The sequence below is a fragment of the Allobosea sp. AAP35 genome, from assembly GCF_001295925.1.
GTDB lineage: Bacteria > Pseudomonadota > Alphaproteobacteria > Rhizobiales > Beijerinckiaceae > Allobosea.
The window spans coordinates 38706-56117 of the sequence record NZ_LJHQ01000021.1; the positions used below are offsets into that span (position 1 = coordinate 38706).

At 66.9% G+C, this 17412-nt stretch carries 16 protein-coding genes; 8 read left to right on the plus strand and 8 right to left on the minus strand.

Annotated elements, in window-relative coordinates; genetic code table 11:
* Positions 1–156 precede the first annotated feature (156 nt).
* Entirely contained in the window at positions 157–1509 is a 1353-nt protein-coding gene (locus IP69_RS08835) for an LLM class flavin-dependent oxidoreductase (RefSeq protein ID WP_054142454.1), read from the plus strand.
* Between the two features lie 170 nt (positions 1510–1679).
* Here the strand turns inward: IP69_RS08835 and IP69_RS08840 are convergent, their stop codons facing one another.
* From IP69_RS08840 to IP69_RS08860, 5 genes are all read right to left on the minus strand, one after another.
* Entirely contained in the window at positions 1680–2009 is a 330-nt protein-coding gene (locus tag IP69_RS08840) for a hypothetical protein (protein WP_054142455.1), read from the minus strand.
* A gap of 157 nt (positions 2010–2166) precedes the next feature.
* Entirely contained in the window at positions 2167–2784 is a 618-nt protein-coding gene (locus tag IP69_RS08845) for a sarcosine oxidase subunit gamma family protein (protein ID WP_054142456.1), read from the minus strand.
* Entirely contained in the window at positions 2777–5764 is a 2988-nt protein-coding gene (locus IP69_RS08850) for a sarcosine oxidase subunit alpha family protein (RefSeq protein WP_054142457.1), read from the minus strand. The genes IP69_RS08845 and IP69_RS08850 overlap by 8 nt, the downstream gene beginning before the upstream one ends.
* Positions 5761–6036 carry a sarcosine oxidase subunit delta gene (locus tag IP69_RS08855; protein ID WP_054142458.1) on the minus strand — a complete coding sequence of 92 codons (276 nt, stop codon included), beginning with the start codon at positions 6034–6036 and terminating at the stop codon, positions 5761–5763. The genes IP69_RS08850 and IP69_RS08855 overlap by 4 nt, the downstream gene beginning before the upstream one ends.
* Before the next feature lie 19 nt (positions 6037–6055).
* Positions 6056–7306, minus strand: coding sequence for a sarcosine oxidase subunit beta family protein (locus IP69_RS08860; protein WP_054142459.1), 1251 nt, complete (start codon positions 7304–7306; stop codon positions 6056–6058).
* Positions 7307–7441: 135 nt separating this feature from the next.
* On the opposite strand from IP69_RS08860, the gene IP69_RS08865 reads away from it, so the two are divergent.
* From IP69_RS08865 to IP69_RS08895, 7 genes are all read left to right on the plus strand, one after another.
* A complete protein-coding gene (locus IP69_RS08865) occupies positions 7442–8416 on the plus strand; it encodes a GlxA family transcriptional regulator (RefSeq protein ID WP_054142460.1) in 975 nt (324 codons plus the stop codon).
* A gap of 88 nt (positions 8417–8504) precedes the next feature.
* Positions 8505–9326, plus strand: a complete 822-nt coding sequence (locus IP69_RS08870) for a transporter substrate-binding domain-containing protein (protein ID WP_054142461.1) — start codon at positions 8505–8507, stop codon at positions 9324–9326.
* A 151-nt stretch (positions 9327–9477) separates the two neighbouring features.
* Entirely contained in the window at positions 9478–10218 is a 741-nt protein-coding gene (locus IP69_RS08875; protein WP_054142462.1) for an amino acid ABC transporter permease, read from the plus strand.
* Positions 10215–11069 (plus strand): amino acid ABC transporter permease, encoded by an 855-nt coding sequence (locus tag IP69_RS08880; RefSeq protein ID WP_054142463.1) that lies wholly within the window; start codon positions 10215–10217, stop codon positions 11067–11069. Before IP69_RS08875 ends, IP69_RS08880 begins: the two co-directional genes overlap by 4 nt.
* 4 nt (positions 11070–11073) lie before the next feature.
* Positions 11074–11826 (plus strand): amino acid ABC transporter ATP-binding protein, encoded by a 753-nt coding sequence (locus IP69_RS08885; protein WP_054142464.1) that lies wholly within the window; start codon positions 11074–11076, stop codon positions 11824–11826.
* A 51-nt stretch (positions 11827–11877) separates the two neighbouring features.
* Entirely contained in the window at positions 11878–13509 is a 1632-nt protein-coding gene (locus IP69_RS08890; protein ID WP_054142465.1) for an FAD-dependent oxidoreductase, read from the plus strand.
* Between the two features lie 20 nt (positions 13510–13529).
* Positions 13530–14693 carry an FAD-binding oxidoreductase gene (locus IP69_RS08895; RefSeq protein ID WP_054142466.1) on the plus strand — a complete coding sequence of 388 codons (1164 nt, stop codon included), beginning with the start codon at positions 13530–13532 and terminating at the stop codon, positions 14691–14693.
* Between the two features lie 200 nt (positions 14694–14893).
* Here IP69_RS08895 and IP69_RS08900 read toward each other — a convergent pair whose 3' ends face one another.
* From IP69_RS08900 to IP69_RS08910, 3 genes are all read right to left on the minus strand, one after another.
* Positions 14894–16060: a CoA transferase gene (locus IP69_RS08900; RefSeq protein WP_054142467.1), complete on the minus strand. Its 1167-nt coding sequence runs from the start codon at positions 16058–16060 to the stop codon at positions 14894–14896.
* On the minus strand, positions 16057–17028 hold the full coding sequence (locus tag IP69_RS08905) for a tripartite tricarboxylate transporter substrate binding protein (protein WP_054142468.1): 972 nt from the start codon (positions 17026–17028) through the stop codon (positions 16057–16059). Before IP69_RS08905 ends, IP69_RS08900 begins: the two co-directional genes overlap by 4 nt.
* Before the next feature lie 60 nt (positions 17029–17088).
* Positions 17089–17412, minus strand: a 324-nt coding sequence (locus IP69_RS08910) for an SDR family oxidoreductase (protein WP_156323360.1), incomplete at its 5' end; no start/stop codon positions are given.

The window sequence follows — 17412 nt, forward strand, 5'->3', positions numbered from 1 at the left end:
TCCGCCACGACCGCTCGAGGGAAGCTACCAGACACGCACGGACGAGAGCTTCCGAGTTTCCTCAACCGAGGTTGCGCTCTTGGACAACCTCGCGCGTGGGGGGCTCGATATACTTCCTTTCACCGGACCAAGATCCGCTTCAGGGGAGCGCCATCCATGAGCGACGACAAGATGATGAAGCTCGGGGTCCTGATCAGCGATGTCGGGGTTCACCCCGCCGCCTGGCTCGATCCCGGTACTCCGCTGGGTGGCGAGATCAGCTTTCCGTTCTACCTGGAGCTGGCCCGGCGGGCGGAAGAGGGCAAGCTCGACTTCTTCTTCGTGGCCGACACCCTGGCCTCGCGCACCGGAGACATGGCCGGGGTCATGCGCCAATGCGCCTATACCGCACACTTCGAGCCCCTGACACTGATGGCTGCGCTGGCCGCGGGGACGAGCCGAATAGGGTTGGCAGCTACGATTTCGTCGACCTATTCCGAGCCCTACAACGCGGCGCGGATGTTTGCCTCGCTCGACCATATCAGCGGCGGCCGCACCGGCTGGAACGTGGTGACGACTGCCTATGCGCCCGCGGCTGCAAATTTCGGCCGTGACACCCATGAGGATCACGCGCTGCGCTACCGCCGGGCCAATGAGTTCGTCGACGTCGTCAACGGGCTCTGGGACAGCTGGGACGACGATGCCTTCATTCGCGACCGCGCCAGCGGCATCCATTTTCTGCCCGAGCGGCGCCACCCGCTCAACCACGAGGGCGAGTTTTACCGCGTCAAGGGGCCGCTCAACGCGCCCCGGGCGCCCCAGGGGCGCCCGGTCGCCATCAGCGCGGGAGGCTCCGAGCCGGGCAAGGAGCTGGCGGCGCGAACCTCGGAAGTCGTCTTCAGCGTCGACCGCGATCTTCCCAGTGCGCTGGCCTATTACAAGGATCTGAAGGGCCGCATGGCCAAGCATGGGCGCGCGCCGGAAGAACTGGCCGTGCTGACCGCCCTGAACCCGTTCGTGGGGGAGACGGACGCTCAGGCGCAGGACGCCTTCGCCGCGTTGCAGGCCAGGATCCACCCTGATGTCGGCCGCGCCATGTTGTCGGTTGATCTCGACGTCGATTTGAGAGGCTTGCCCATCGACGAACCGATCCCCGACGAGATGCTACCGGCCAGTACCAACGCCACCAAATCCTATTTCGAGATGATGAAGCAGGCGATGGGCGAGCAGAAACTCACCGTTCGCCAGCTCTACGAGGCCTGTGCCGCCTCGCGAGGCGGGATGAATGCAGTCGTCGGCTCGGCCAAGACGATTGCGGACCGCATGGAGGAGTGGTTCAGTGCCGGCGCCACAGACGGCTTCATGATCCGCATCTCGCATCTTCCCGAGGGGCTGGACAACTTCGTTTCGATGGTCGTCCCTGAGCTTCAGCGGCGCGGTCTGTTCCGCGAGGAGTACACAGGCTCCACCTTGCGCGACCATCTCGGTTTGGCACGCCCAAAGATAAGCCGCTGCCCCTCGAGGGACTGAATTTGATTATGGTCACTGTGTCGTCGGCTGGCACCCGGAGTACCGGAGCGCGAACGCGCCGGATCCGGTCATGGCAAAATTGCAGCGGGCGGCGGCCATGGCCAATTGCGGTCGTTGGCGGCAGCAAAGGGGAGAGCGGATCAGACCGTCCCGCTGATAACGCCATCCGGTCACACGCGCCATTCCGTCGTGCCGGCGATCCTGGCCGCGTTCTCATTGCGATCGAGATCGGTGGTGATGACCGAGCCGACCGCGCCGATCGCATAGGGGGTGCAGAAGAAGATATGCGCCAGGATCAGGCCCCAGAACCGTCCGACGAGATCAAGCCCGAGTGAATCCGCCAGGATGTTGTAGAATTGCAGGAAGACGATCCCGGTGAGCGTTCTCCACCGACAATCGGGTGCTCTGTTTCGTTCCGCCAGGTAATAGCGAGCCCTCGGACGAGATCGATGACGAAACGCTGAGCTGTCTGCGCGATCGCGGCCTGGACTGTTCCTCATTGCTCTGGGACGACATTCCTCCGGACTGCCGCAGGTTGCGGGACAGTTCGGAAGGACCTGCCGGTCAACATGTCGTTCGACGTCTGCTTTGCGGGCTCTCACAGCGCTTCAACCGAGCCCAGGCGTGCTGGGGTGGCTGGCTGCGCGCCTCGTCAGGTCAGTCTTGCCCGGTCGCGACCACCAATCCGAACTCCATGCCAGAGGCGCAAAGCCACGACCAGAAGCTGCCGGCCATGCTGCGCGGAACCATGATCTGGTAGACCGCGCCGTCCGGGCCGTCCTCCGAACGCCAGAGTTGGACACCGATATAGGCGATGCTCGTCAGCGCCGTCATCCCGACCGGGAATGCCCGCGGGTGCAGATCGACCATGCAGCCCTTGGCTAGCGTCTTGCGGGCCATCGTGCCCGAGAGCGTCAAGACGGCGCGTCCGTCGCTCTGCAGCGCCACGGCGGCCAATCCCGCCAAGCCGGCGCAGTCCTCGGCAACGCCCGCTCGGGATGCTGCCACCAGAAGCCACTGCCCGGCGCCTGCCCAGACCAGCGTGTGGCTTGCCGACGAGACGGCCGAGGGCCCGGTGGGCAGGCTGAGGCCGAGGCGGCTCTCGAGCGCGCGTCCGAGCATCGGCTCCTGCTCTCGGCTGGCGATCAGGCTGGCGATGCCTAACCCCTCGCGCAGCTGGACATTGACGCCCGCGCCGCTCGCGCTGAACACACCCGGCGCGACGATCCCGCTCCAGGCGCCGCGCGCTGTCCATGTCGTGCCGATCTCACCCATGGAGACGCGTTCCTTCCGGGTCGACGAAGACGGGCGAGCAGATTTCGATCTCGACATCGCCCTCGCGGACCGGATCGACCGCGCGGATGCGCTCGCCGATCCGCTGCGGCCCGTTCTTCAGGAGCCCGAGCCCGATCCAGTGGCCCAGCACCGGCGAATAGGCGACGGAGGTCATGTAGCCCTCGTCATGTTGCATCGTCGCCGGCTTGCCGATTCCGATGAAATGGGCGCCCGCTCGCAGGCGCTGGGCGGGATCGACCGGCCTGAAGCCGATCAAGCAAGGGCGTTCGGCCTCGACCAGCGCCTCGCGCCTCGCCATCAGCCGGCCCAGATAATCCTTCTTCGAGGACATCATCTTGCCGAGCCCGAGGTCGCGCGCCGTGGTCTGGCCGCTCAGTTCGTTGCCGGCGACGTGACCTTTCTCAATCCGCATCACCCCGAGCGCCTCGGTGCCATAGGGCGTGATGCCATGGGCCGAGCCCGCAGCCATCACGGCGTCCATCATTGCCTCGCCATAACCGGCCGGGACGGCGAGCTCATAGGCGAGTTCTCCGGAGAACGAGATCCGGAAGAGCCGGGCCGGAATGCCGCCGCCAACCGTCACCGCCCGCGCCGCCAGATAGGGAAAGGCCTCGTTGGAGATGTCGTGCTCGGCGTCGACGACGCCCTGCAGGACCGCCCTTGCCTTGGGCCCCGCGATCGCGGCCTGTGCCCAGTGTTCGGAGACCGAGACCATGCGAACATCGAGACGCGGCCACAGGACCTGATGGCAGAATTCGAGATGCTGCATCACCTTGCCGGCATTGGCCGTCGTGGTGGTCATCAGGAAATGGGTTTCGCCCAGCCGCGAGGTGGTGCCGTCATCCATGACGAAGCCGTCTTCGCGCAGCATCAGCCCGTAGCGGGCCTTGCCGACCTGCAGCGCCTTGAAGCCATTGCAGTAGACGCGCTCGAGGAAGTCGGCGGCATCCGCACCCTGGATGTCGATCTTGCCGAGCGTCGAAACGTCGCAAAGGCCCACCCCGTTGCGAACCGCGAGCACCTCGCGGTTGACGCTGGTCAGCCAGTCCGTTTCGCCGGGGCGGGGATAGTACTGCGCCCGCATCCAGGCGCCGGCTTCGATAAAGACCGCTCCCTGCCTCTGCGACCAGGAATGGGTCGGACTCATCCGGGTCGGCCGGAAGTCGCGGCCGCGATGATGGCCGGCAAGGGCTCCGATCGCGACCGGGGTATAGGGCGGGCGGAAAATGGTGGTGCCGGTCTGGGGGATCGTCTGGCCGGTCTGCTCGGCCATGATCGCGAGGCCGGCGATGTTCGACGTCTTGCCCTGGTCCGTCGCCATGCCGAGCGTGGTGTAGCGCTTGAGATGCTCGACGGGCTTGAAGCCTTCACGGGCGGCGAGTTCGATATCGGCATCGGTGACGTCGTTCTGGAAATCGACGAAGGCCTTGCCCTTCCCACCCTTGACCCGCCAGACCGGCGACAACGCGACACCCTCGGGATCGGTTATGGGCGTCGCCGGTTCCGCAGCGCTGTCGAAGCCAATGTCGGCAGCGGCCTCGCGGCCCAACCTCGCACCGTCCGCCAAGGCCTCGGCCAGCGAGAACCGCCCGGCCGCGCTGCCGGCGACGCTCAGTCCGACGGGCATCGTGCCTGGCACGAAAGCGTGGATCGCCTCGTCCCAGACCGGCCGTGTGTTCTGGTGGGAGGTCAGGTGCAGCGTCGGATTCCAGCCGTTCGAGACGGCGAGCAGGTCGCAGGCGATGCTCTCTTCACGGCCGGAGGCCTCGCGCACCGTAACAGCCCTGAGCGCCCGGCCGCCTGCGGCGGCCGCGACGGCGCCGGTGATGATCCGCGCCCCGATCCGGCCGGCGAGCCCGGTCAGCGCGGGATCGATGCCCGAGCGCGGATCGACGACCGCCGCCACGCGCACGCCGGCCGCAGCGAGGTCGCGGGCCGTCGTCCAGCCATCGTCGCCCGCGGTGAAGACGACCGCCTCGCGCCCCGGCAGCACGCCGAAGCGGTTGAGATAGCTCCTCACGGCCCCGGCCAGCATGACGCCTGGCGTGTCGTTGCCGGCAAACACGATCGGCCGCTCGATCGCGCCCGCCGCCAGCACCGCGCGCCGCGCCGTGATGCGCCAGCTCCGCTGCCTTGGTTGATGCGGCGGAGGCACCGCCAGATGGTCCGAGACCCGCTCGACCACGCCATAGACGCCATGGTCGTAGACGCCGAAGACCGTGCTGCGCGGCATGATCGTGACGTCGGGCAGGCTCGCAAGCTCCGCCAGCGCGGCGCTCAGCCAGACTGCCGCCGGTTGGCCGTCGATCTCGCGCCTCTCCGCCAGCAGCCGGCCGCCGAACCGGCCATCCTCGTCGCAGAGGATGACGCGGGCGCCGCTGCGGCCGGCCGCCAGTGCCGCCGCGATTCCGGCCGGCCCGCCGCCGATGACCAGCACATCGCAGAAGGCGAAGGCCTTCTCGTAATGGTCGGGATCCTCCAGCCCGGCGGCCCGGCCGAGCCCGGCGGCGCGGCGGATCAGCGGCTCGTAGAGTTTCTCCCAAAAGGAGGCCGGCCACATGAAGGTCTTGTAGTAGAAACCCGCCTGAAGTGCCGGACCTAAAAGCGAATTCACCGAGAGCAGGTCGAAGGCGAGCGAGGGCCAGCGGTTCTGGCTGAGGGCTTCGAGGCCCTCGAACAGCTCGGTGACGGTGGCGCGGGTGTTGGGTTCGCGCCGCGCGCCCGACCTCAGTTCGACCAGCGCGTTGGGCTCCTCCGCTCCGGCCGAGAGGATGCCGCGCGGGCGGTGATATTTGAACGACCGGCCGACCAGCCGTATGCCATTGGCGAGCAGCGCGGAGGCCAGCGTATCGCCGTCGAAGCCCTGATAGGCACGGTCGTCGAAGCGGAACGAAAGCGGACGATTCCGGTCGATCAGCCCGCCATCGTCCCGGCGGAAGGGTTGCGTCGACGCGCTCATGCCGGGGCTCCCGCTCTGGCTTGCGCCATCGTCTCGACGGCGGCGATGGCATGCGTGCGTGTGTCGCGTGTTACCACCAGCCAGGCATGGCAGCCGGCGCCGTGATACCAGAGCTCGCGATGAGAGCCGGCAGGGTTGTCGCGCTGGTGAACATAGTCGGCCATGGCGGCCTCGGTTGCGTCCATTCCGTCGGGACGCTGCGGCTTGGCATCGCCGAGATAGGAAAATTCCTGGACGTCCCGGGGGCCGCAATGGGGGCAGGCGATGCGCATGGATGAATCCTGTGCCCGATCAATGCAGGTTGGGCTGGGCGCCGGCGCCCTTTTCGTCGATGACATACCCTGTCGCGAAGCGATCGAGCCGGTAGGCGGTCGCGACCTCGTGGGGCGCGTCGCGTGCGATCAGATGCGCAAAGCAGAAGCCTGAAGCCGGGGTCGCCTTGAAGCCGCCATAGCACCACCCGGCGTTGAGATAGAGCCCCTCGACGGGCGTGTGGTCGATGATGGGTGAGCCGTCCATCGACATGTCCATGATGCCGCCCCAGTGCCGCAGCATCCGCACCCGTCCGAGGCCCGGCCAGAGCGCCATGGCCGATTCCATCACATCCTCGATCACCGGCAGGTTGCCGCGCTGGGCGTAGGAGTTGTAGCCGTCGATGTCGCCGCCGAAGACGAGCCCGCCCTTGTCGGACTGGCTGATGTAGAAATGCCCGGCGCCATAGGTGACGACGGTGTCGATCAGCGGCTTGAGACCTTCCGAAACGAAGGCCTGCAGGACATGGCTCTCGATCGGCAGACGCATCCCCGCCATGGCGGCGAGCCGCGAGGAGTTGCCGGCAACCGCGAGCGCGACCTTCCCGGCGCGGATCGGGCCGCGCGTCGTCTCGACGCCGGTGATCCGACCGTTGTCGATCGAGAGCCCCGTGACCTCGCAGTTCTGGATGATATCAACGCCGCGCCGGTCGGCCGCGCGGGCATAGCCCCAGGCGACGGCGTCATGGCGCACCGAGCCGCCGCGCTTCTGCAAAAGCCCACCCTGAATCGGGAAGCGGCCATCTGCGTAGTTCAGGAAGGGGACCATCGCCCGGACCTGCTCGCGATCCAGCAGGTCGGCATCGACGCCGGCCAGCCGCATCGCATTGCCGCGGCGGGCGAAGGCGTCACGTTGCGCGTCCGAATGGAAGAGGTTCAGCACGCCGCGCTGGCTGACCATCGCGTTGTAGTTGATGTCCTGCTCCAGCCCCTCCCAAAGCTTGAGCGACAATTCGTAGAAGGGCGTGTTGCCCGGCAGCAGGTAGTTCGAGCGGATGATCGTGGTGTTGCGCCCGACATTGCCCGAGCCGATATAGCCCTTCTCGATCACCGCGACATTCGTGATGCCGTGCTGGCTGGCTAGGTAATAGGCCGTGGCCAGGCCATGGCCACCGCCGCCGATCACCAGAACGTCATAGGCAGGCTTGGGTGCGGCGTCGCGCCAGGCCGGCTTCCAGCCGCGATGGCCCTTCAGCGTCTGCGCCGCCAGGGAAAAGATGGAATAGCGCATCGGGATCCGGTTCCGGTCCAAGGGCCCAGGCATCCTGTCGCGACTCCGAAACACCCGCTGCGACATCGACCTTGTGCCGTGCAGATTGCCGGACATAGACTCGTCAACATGACGTCCAGCGACACCCGATTGACCATGAGCGACAGCACGGGCCCGACCCATGTCGGTTTCCTGCTGATCCCGGACTTTGCGCTGCTGGCCTACGCCTCTGCGATCGAGCCGCTGCGCGCCGCCAACCGTCTCTCGGGCCGCGATCTCTATCGCTGGAGCCATGTCTCGATCGACGGGCAGGCCGCCCCGGCGTCCAACGGCGTCTGCATCCAGGCCGACTGCAGCGTCGCCGACGGGGGCCCGTTCGACTATGTGGTCGTCTGCGCTGGCGGCAATCCGGCGGCATTCCAGCATGGACCGACCTTCGCCTGGCTGCGGCAACTCGCGCGGCGCGGCGTCAGGCTCGGCGGTGTCTCTGGCGGGCCTTACGTCCTTGCGCGCGCCAATGTGCTGGCCGGCTACCGCTTCACTATCCACTGGGAGCATGCGCCGGCATTCCTGGAAGACTATCCGGACTCGGACCTGCGCCGCTCGCTCTACGAGATCGATCGCGACCGCCTGACCTGCAGCGGCGGCACGGCCCCGCTCGACATGATGCACGCCGTCATCGCCCGCGATCATGGCAGCGAACTCGCGCTCGCCGTGAGCGAATGGTTCCTCCAGACGCATGTCCGCGAGGGTGCCGGGCCGCAGCGCATGCCGTTGCGCGAACGGCTCGGCATCAGTCATGCGCCGCTGCTGCGCGTCGTCGGCCGCATGGAGCAGAGCCTGGAAAACCCGGTCGGCCGGGACGAGTTGGCGCGCACGGCCGGCGTGTCGCTGCGCCAGCTCGAACGGTTGTTTCGTCTGCATCTGGGCCGCTCGCTTGGCGAGCACTATCTCGGGCTGAGGCTCGACCGCGCACGCCATTTGCTGCGCCAGACCACGCTGTCCGTTCTCGAGATCGCGCTCGCCTGCGGTTTTGCCAGCGCCAGCCATTTCTCCCGAGCCTACCGCATCCGCTTCGGCCACGCACCGCGCGCGGAACGCACGCCGTCTGCCGACCCGGTTTGGCGTTGAGCGTCAAAAAACCGTCGCTATGCGACAAATCGTCTTCGGCCTGCGCGCGAACTCTAGGGGACGATCAAAAAACGGGGAACGAACAGCCATGAAACGTTTGCTTGCTGTAGCACTGGCCTGCGCTGCCGGCCTCGCCGCTTTGCCCGCTTTGGCCCAGGACACCATCGCGAAGGTCAAGGAGAAGGGTGTCCTGACCGTCGGCGTCAAGAACGACTACAAGCCCTGGGGCTTTCTCGAGCCGTCGGGAAAGATCCTCGGGCTGGAGATCGACCTGGCGCAGGCCGTCGCGGACAAGCTCGGCGTCAAGCTCGAAATGCTGCCCGTTATTGCCGCCAACCGCATGGAATTCCTCAAGCAGGGCCGCATCGACATGGTGCTGGCGACGATGGGCGATACGGCGGAGCGCCGCAAGATTGTCGGCATGGTCGAGCCGAATTACTACGCGGGTGCGACCAATGTGCTGGCGCCCAAGAGCGCCGGCTTGAAGTCCTGGAACGACCTCAAGGGCCGCAAGGTCTGCGGCGTCCAGGGTGCCTATTACAACCGTCGGGTCACACAGATGTATGCGCCCGAACTGGTCGTGTTCCCGTCCGTTCCCGACGCGCTGAACGCGCTGGCGGGCAACAACTGCGTCGCCTTCCTGTTCGACGACACGCTGATCGTCTCGACGCTTTCGGGCGGCGACCCGAAATGGGCCAATTACGAGATGCCGCTGGTGTCTGAGGATCCGCAGCTCTGGGCCATCGGTATCCGGCTGGAGGACATGGACGGTCCGTTCGGAAAGCTCCTCAAGGAGATGTCGACCGATTGGCACAAGAGCGGCAAGCTGCTGGAACTCGAGGCTAAATGGGGCATCAAGCAGAGCCCCTATCTGATCGAGACCAACAAGAAGCTGAAAGCCGCGTCCTGAGCGATCGTCGCGCTGCGCCGCAGCCATACGTCCGTGTGATCCCGGGCTCGCCCCGGGATCCATCGCTCGCGCGCCGCTTCGGCGGTGGGTCCGCGACTCCACAACGCCGCGCCCGCGATGAAGGGGCGATGGCCATGACAGGCGAGCCGCGATGATCGCAGCCTATTTCGAGCGCCTGAACGAGACGCAGGGCCTCAACTTCTCGGTGTTCTACGATGCGTTCGACCAGGGTCGCTTCCTGACCGGACTGTGGACCACGAGCTATATCTGCGTCGTCGCGATCATCGCCTCGCTGGCGCTGGGGCTGCTCGGGGTCTGGCTGGCAGGGAGCAACTCCCGTCTCGCCCGGATCCTGGTGCGCGGCTACGTCCAGTTCTTCCGCAACACGCCGCCGCTGGTGCAGCTGTCCTTCTTCTATTTCGCCGTGGCGACGCTGTTGCCGACCGTTTCCGACGGGTTTGGCGGGCGTTCGCCGCTGGTGTCGGGCACCGGCTGGGCGATCATCGCCTTCTCGCTCTTCGCCGGGGCGTTCAATGTCGAGATCTTTCGCGCCGGCATCGAAGCCGTGCCGTCGACGACGGTCGAGGCGGGCGAGTCGCTCGGCTACACGCGGCTGCAGCTCTACATTCACGTCGTTTTGCCGCTGGCATTTCGCATCTGCCTGCCGGCGCTCAACAACAACCTAATCAATCTGGTGAAGACGACGACGCTCGCCTACGCCATCGGCGTGCCCGAACTGCTCTACGCCGCCTCGCAGATCTGGTCCGAGAGCTTCAATGTCCGCGAGATGATGAATGTGCTGCTCGTGACTTATGTGCTTCTGGTGGCGGTGCTGGTCTTCGTGATGGGTCGCTGGGAGAAGACGATGCGCATCCCGGGCTACTCCACATGAGGGTGTCAGCCACCGACCTGCCGGTGTTGCTGCCCTACCGGGCGCCGGCTGCGATCGCCCCATCGGGGCTCGCGGCACCAATGCTGCTCGGCGGGGGCACACTGGCGTGTTTTGCCATTCTGTTTGGGGCTTCGCTTGCGCTGGCGCAGGTGACGGCGCGGCCCGCCGGTGAAAGCGCGGCGACCGTGCTGCTGCGCTGGGCGCCGCTGATCTTCCAGGGCTTCCTGTTCAACATCCTGATCAGCTTCCTGTCGATGGCGCTGGGCACGGTGGTCGGCGTCCTCGTCGGCATCGCGCAGGTCTCGGTCGTCGCGCCTGTCCGCCGGACCGCCTGGGGCCTGACGCAGTTCTTCCGCAACGCGCCCTGGCTGGTGCTGCTATTCTACGCGATGTTCCTGCTGCCCTTCGAGTTCAACGTCCTGGGCCTGACCATCGCTTTTCCCGCTTGGATCAAGGCGATCATCGGCCTGGCGCTGCCGGTCGCCGCCAATGTCTCCGAGATCGTGCGCGGCGGCATCCGTTCAATTCCGTCTGGCCAGTGGGAATCGGCGGAATCACTGGCGTTCAACCGTCGACAAACGATGTGGATGATCATCCTGCCGCAGGCGTTCAAGCGCATGATCCCGCCCTGGATGAACCTCTACGCGATCCTGACCATGGCCACGACGCTGATCTCGGTCGTCGGCATCCAGGACGGGCTGACAATCACGCGCGCCGCGCTCGTCGCCGAAAGCCGGCCGGAGCTGATGATCCCGATGTACCTCCTGCTGCTGCTGATGTTCTTCGCCTATTGCTATCCCATCGCGAGGGCGACGCTGTCCCTCGAGCGCCGCTTCAACGTGAAGGCCTGAGACCATGGCAAGCCGGCATCAACTGGGCGAGCCCGTCGTCGTCGTCGCGGGTGTCGAGAAGGCCTTTGGCGCGCTGAGGGTGCTGAAGGACGTCGCCTTGACGGTGCGCCGCGGCGAGACCGTCTGCATTATCGGACCGTCGGGCTCGGGCAAGTCGACGCTGCTGCGCTGCATCAATGCGCTGGTGCCGATCAGCCGCGGCTCGATCACGGTGGCCGGCCGGGAGGTCAACGACCCCGCCCTCGACAAGCTCGCGCTGCGGCGCGACGTCGGCATCGTTTTCCAGCAATACAATCTCTTTCCGCACAAGAACGCGCTGCAGAACGTCATGATGGCGCCGCTGCACGTGCTCAAGCAGGACAAGGCCGAGGTCGAGGCGCGGGCGCGCATGCTGCTCGCCAAGGTCGGGCTTTCGGACAAGCTGGCGACCTATCCGGGCGAATTGTCCGGCGGACAGCAGCAGCGGGTCGCGATTGCCCGCTCGCTGGCGATGAACCCGAAGGTCATGCTCTTCGACGAGGTCACCGCCGCGCTCGATCCCGAGACCAAGAAGGAGGTTCTCGTGACGATCCAGGATCTCGCCGCCGAAGGCATGACCTGCATCCTGGTGACCCATGAGATGGGCTTCGCCCGTGAGGTCGCCGATCATGTCTACTTCACCGATGGCGGCGTGATCGTCGAGCATGGCCCGCCCGGCGACCTGTTCGGCGCGGCCCGCGAAGAGCGCACCCGGGCGTTCCTCGACAAGGTCCTCTGAAGACACCGCCCTGCGGACGAAGCCCGACACCCTGGAGCAGCGAAACACGCCATGGCATCGCATCCGCCCCATGATCCGAAATCCGTCTCGGGCAGGGAACTCGCTGTCGCCGAGCGCACCCAGCTCCTGGTGATCGGGGCGGGGCCGGCGGGCCTGGCTGCGGCGATCGAGGCGGCCGAACTCGGCCTGTCCGTCGTTCTCGTCGATGAAAATCCCGTCTCGTTCAAGACGATGGGCGATGAGGTGCCCCTGCATTTCGGGCAGGCCATGTCGGGGCAGGCGCTTAACCGCAATGCCATGATGGAAGCCTTCATTGCTTCCGAGCCGCTGATCGAGGCTGCCTTCGAGGCCGGGGTCGATCTCAGGCTCGGCACCGCCTGCTGGGGCCTCTACACCAATGGCCCCAGCCTGGGCTGGCTGCCGGGGACGGTCGCGGGTCTCAACGACGACGAACGCTGCTGGATGCTGGCCGCGCAGCATGTCGTGGTCGCGGCCGGCCGCCGCGACATGGGCCTCGGCTTCCCCGGCTGGGAGAAGCCTGGCGTGCTCGGCGCGACGGCGGCCCTGGCGCTCGCCCGACGCTACGGCGCGCTGGAGCCGCGCCGCCTCATCATGCTCGGCTCCTCGACAGAGGCGCTCGCGGCGGCGTTGGCATTGCGGGAGGCCGGACACGTCATCGCGGCGATCGTCGAGCAGGCCGAGGAGGTCGTCGGCGCAGCCGATCTCGCCGCGGCCCTGAGGGAGGGCGGCACGGACATCCTGACCCGGCATGTTGTGCGCGAGGCCACCGGGCGCGATCATGTCGAGGCGGCCTTCGTCTGCGCGATCGATGCGCAGGGCAGGGCGCTTGGCCCGGAACGCAGCCTTGCCTGCGACGGCATCGTGCTGGCGGTCGGGGCGACGCCGGTCGTCGATCTTCTCGATGCGATGGGCTGCCGGATCGCCTTCCAGCCCGAGCGTGGCGGCTATGCACCGCTCGTCGACGGCGATCAGCGCACGAGCCTGCGCAACGTCTTCGCGGTCGGCGACGCGGCCGGCCTCTGGCCCGACAAGACACGCGACCGCGCCATCGCAGAAGCCGAAGGCCGTCGCGCGGCCGCGGCCATCGCCCGCGATTGTGGTGTCGATGATGGCCGCGTCGTAGCTGCAGTGGCGCCTCCGAGAACGCCCGAATGCGATATCTCCGCCTACCGGCTCGCCTGGGTGCGCGCCAGCGTGGTCGAGGCGCGGGCGGAGTTTCATGTCTGCCAATGCGAGGAGGTCACGGCGCGCGAGATCCTCGAAATCCGGCCGCCGCGCTATCTCGGCTGGGAGGACGAACGCCGCAACGACCGGTCGCTTTCCGCCCTGCTCGGCGATGCGCCGCCCCATCCCGATCAGGTCAAGCGTTTGACGCGGGCCGGGATGGGCCCGTGCCAAGGGCGCCGCTGCCGCGAGCAGGTTGCGGCCCTGCTGGCGCTGGGCACGGCCACGCCGCTCTCCTCGATCCCGCTGGCGAGTTACCGCGCGCCGGTTCGACCTCTGCCGCTCGCGGTCGCCGGCCAGATCCCCGAGGCGGCCGAGCAGTCCGAGCATTGGGACACCTGGTTCGGCATGCACGCGCAATGGCGCCCGTTCTGGGAGGTTCCGGCGCTCTATACCGTGGCGGGCAACGACGCCGCCGGTCCCGTCGCGAGCGAGTGAGGCAGGTCGTGGAACACGCGATGGAACAACCCAAGGGAGCCTCTGTCGTCATCGTCGGCGGCGGCGTCACCGGCCTCTCGGCCGGCTGGTGGCTGGCGCGCGAGGGCGTCGATGTCGTCGTCGTCGAGAAGGGCATGATCGGCTGGGAAGCGTCGGGCCGCAATGGCGGCGGCTGCTCGCATCATCATTCGCCGCTCTTTCTCGAGGAGCAGCGACTCTGGCCGCAGATGGACGAACTGCTGGGCTATCCCACCGAGTTCAGCCCAGGCCGGATCCGACTGGCCGCCAGCGAGGCCCAGATGGCGCTCTATGGCCGGGCGCTGCGCAATGCCGCGCGGCAGGGCTTCGCATCGGATGTCCTCGACGTCGAGCAGATCAGGGAACTGGTGCCGCTGGCCGGCGACACCATGGTCGGCGGCTATTTCTACAGATTCGGCGGACACGCCAATCCGCACCGGACGCTCCAGGCCTATGCCTGGGCGCTGCAGGATCATGGCGGACGCCTGATGCAGCATTGCGCGGTTTCGGGCTTCAAGACGCAGGGCGGTCGCGTCACCGGCGTCGAAACGGGGCGCGGGTTGATCGCCTGCGACCATGTCGTGCTCGCCGCCGGGCCTCAGACGGGCCTGCTCTCGGCCTTGCTCGGGCAGGAGGTGCCGCTTGCGTCCGCCCGCTGCGAGATGATCGTCACGGAGCCGCTGCCGCTGATGCCCTATGGCGGCGTCGATGGAAACGGTCTCTATGGCCGCCAGACGCTGCGCGGCAACCTCGCCTATGGCGGCGGGCCGCATGAGTGGCTGGAGATCGCGGGCCATGCCGCCCCCGCCAAGCCGACGAGCCCGCTCATGGGCCCCATGGCCCGGCGGCTTGCCGAGCTGCTGCCCAAGGCAGCCCATGCGCGCATCATCCGCTCCTGGGCCGGTGTCATCGAGAACACGCCCGATGGACGACCGGTGATCGATAGGCTCGACACGCACCCCAATGTCGTCGTGGCGACGCTGTCGAGCGTCGGTTTCGGCCTCTCGCCCGCGAGCGGCCGCGCCATTCGCGATCTGGTCGTCGACGGCACCTGCGGCTTTGCCGACATCTCCACGTTCAGGCTAGGCCGCTTCGCCGAACTCGAGCCGAACTGGCGGGCGTTGCAGGGCTGGCAGGTGGCGGCAGCCGAGGCGGCGGCAGCCTGAACGTCGGGGATGTCTCCTGCTGGCAATCCCCGAACAAGATTATGTCCGCGTCCCGCCGGCATTTGCACCGCAGTTTTTTGTGTTGATTCAGTCTGGACATATCACTCCCGATCATCTGCCCATCAAGCTCTTGGATCGTGCCAAGGCTCGACATCGACGCGCTGAAGCGTGGGTCCGTGAGAAATGTCTCAGAGTCCGAGTTAGGCACCGCTTTTGCGGGCGAGTACCTCAGCGGTATGTTCGCCAAGCCTCGGTGGGGCCGTGGGTAGACGCACAGGCGTATCGGACAGGCGCAGCGGCGAAGCCACCATACGCAGGCTCCCGTGGATCCGATCCGGCACCTGATGAACGAGCCCGCGTCCGAGTGTGTCCGCCGCTGCAAAAACCTCCGGAACCGACCGGACTTGACCGGCAGGAACGCCCGCTGCTCGCAGGCGCTCGATCCAATCGCCCGTTTTCGTTGCGCGGAACAGGGCCGCCAGAGTCGGAATCAGCGTGCCACGGTTGAGCACACGGCTGCGGTTGCTGCGGTAGCGGTCGTCCTCTGCCAATTCCGGCCGGGCGAGAACCTTGCCGCAGAGCGCCCGAAATTGCTGGTCGTTGCCGCAGGCCAGTGCGAGCACGCCGTCTTCCGTGTCGAAGAGCTGATAGGGGACGACGGTGGCATGCGCATTGCCGAACCGGCCGGGCGAACGGCCCGTTGCCAAGTGCCCGGAGGCGACGTTGGCGAGCAAAGCCACGGCGGAATCGAAGAGGGCGATGTCGAGGTGCTGGCCGCGCCCGGTTCTCCCGCGCGCGATCAGCGCGGCGAGGATGGCTTGCGTCGCGTTCATGCCGGTGACGAGATCGGTGATGGCGACACCGTGCTTCATCGGCGCGCCCTCCGGCTCACCAGTGATCGACATGAGCCCGCTTTCGGCCTGGATAGCAAAGTCGTACCCGGCTTCGTCCGCACGCGGGCCGGTGCGCCCATAGCCGGAGATCGAGCAGTAGATCAGCCGGCTGTTCCGCTCCTTCAGCTGTTCGTAGCCGAGGCCGAAGCGGTCGAGCCCGCCCGTCCTGAAGTTCTCCACCAGCACGTCCGCTTCCTCGGCGAGCCGTGCGATCTGCTCGCGGCCTGCGGCGTCGCGAAGGTCTACCGCCACCGAGAGCTTCGAGCGGTTGCAGCACTGAAAATAGGTCGACTCCCCGCCGATCTCAGGTGGCATCCAGCCGCGGGTATCGTCGCCGGCCGTGGCCTCCTCGATCTTCCAGACCTCGGCGCCGAGGTCGGCCAGGGTCTGCGTGCACCAGGGGCCCGCCAGGATGCGGGAGAGGTCGAGAACCTTGATGCCGTCGAGCGGATGGATGATGCCTGGGTCCGTCATTGGATCGTGATGCCGGCGTCTTTGATGAGCTTGCCGAGCCTTTGGCTCTCGGCCCGGACATAGCTGTCGAGTTCGTCGGGGGTCATCGCAGTGGGTTCATTGCCGATCGCCTCCATCCGCTGGCGGAAATCCGCGGATCGGACGATGCGCGAGATCGAGGCGTTCAGCTGCTCGATGATCGGCTTCGCCGTACCCGCAGGTGCGAACACCGCAAACCAGCTCTCGCCGACAATTCCCGGGTAGCCAAGCTCGGAGAAGGTCGGCACCTCCGGCAATTGCGGAAGCCGCTTCGGCGAGAGCACGGCGAGCGCCTTGTACTGTCCGGCGACATGGTTCTGGGTCGCGTTGGCGAGCGCCTCGACATTGGTGTCGATGACGCCGGCCAGCATGTCGTTCATCGCGGGGGCCGCACCGCGATAATGGACATGGGCGACCGTGATCCCAAGTTCGCGCGCGACGAGTTCGCCCAGCAGGTGCACCGTGCTGCCGGCGCCGTTGGTGGCATTGTTGATCTTCCCGGCATGAGCGCGCGCGTAGTCGCGCAGGCTCTTGACGTCGTCAGCCGGAAATCCCTTTCGAACCACGAATGCGAAAGGCACCTTCACGACCATCGCCACCGGCGCGAAGTCTTCGAGCTTGTACCTGATCGCCGGCAGCAGGTGCGGATTGGTCGTGAAGGTGGTGGCCGCGGTGAAGAGCAGCGTGTGGCCGTCCTTCTCGGCATTGGCGACCGCCTGGGCACCGATCGTCGTGCTGGCCCCGCCGCGGTTCTCGATCACCACCGAGCGACCGTACTCGGTGGCCAATTGCTCGGCGACGATGCGCGCGACGATGTCGGTGGTGCCGCCGGCGGGAAAGGGCACAATCAGGTTGATGGTGCGCTCGGGATAGTTCGCCAGCGCCGGTCCCAGCGGCAGCGCGAGCATGAGGGCGAGAAGCAGGCGGCGGACGCGTTGATCGGCAGTCATGGGTGTTTCCTCCGTTGAAGGGCGCGCGCGCTTGATGCGTCTTCGCCGCTTTGTGGTCGGTCAGGCCGCAATCATGTGAAGCCCCTCGCCGAGATGGGCGGCGCCGTCGATCTGGATGAGCTGGCCGGTCATCAGCCGCCCTGCCGGGGAGGCGAGGAAGGCGACGAGTTCCGCGACCTCCTCGACCGTGGTGGTGATGCCCATCGGCGTCGCCGCGGTCAGCTTCTCGAGCATGGGCCGCGCCGCCTCGCTGGCGAGGCCTCCCGTGACAACCGTTCCCGGCCCGATGCAATTGAGCCGGATACCGTCCTTGGCCCATTCGAGGGCGAGCGAGCGGGTGAGCCCCAGGACGCCGGCTCGCGCCGCGATCGAATGGGCAAGCCC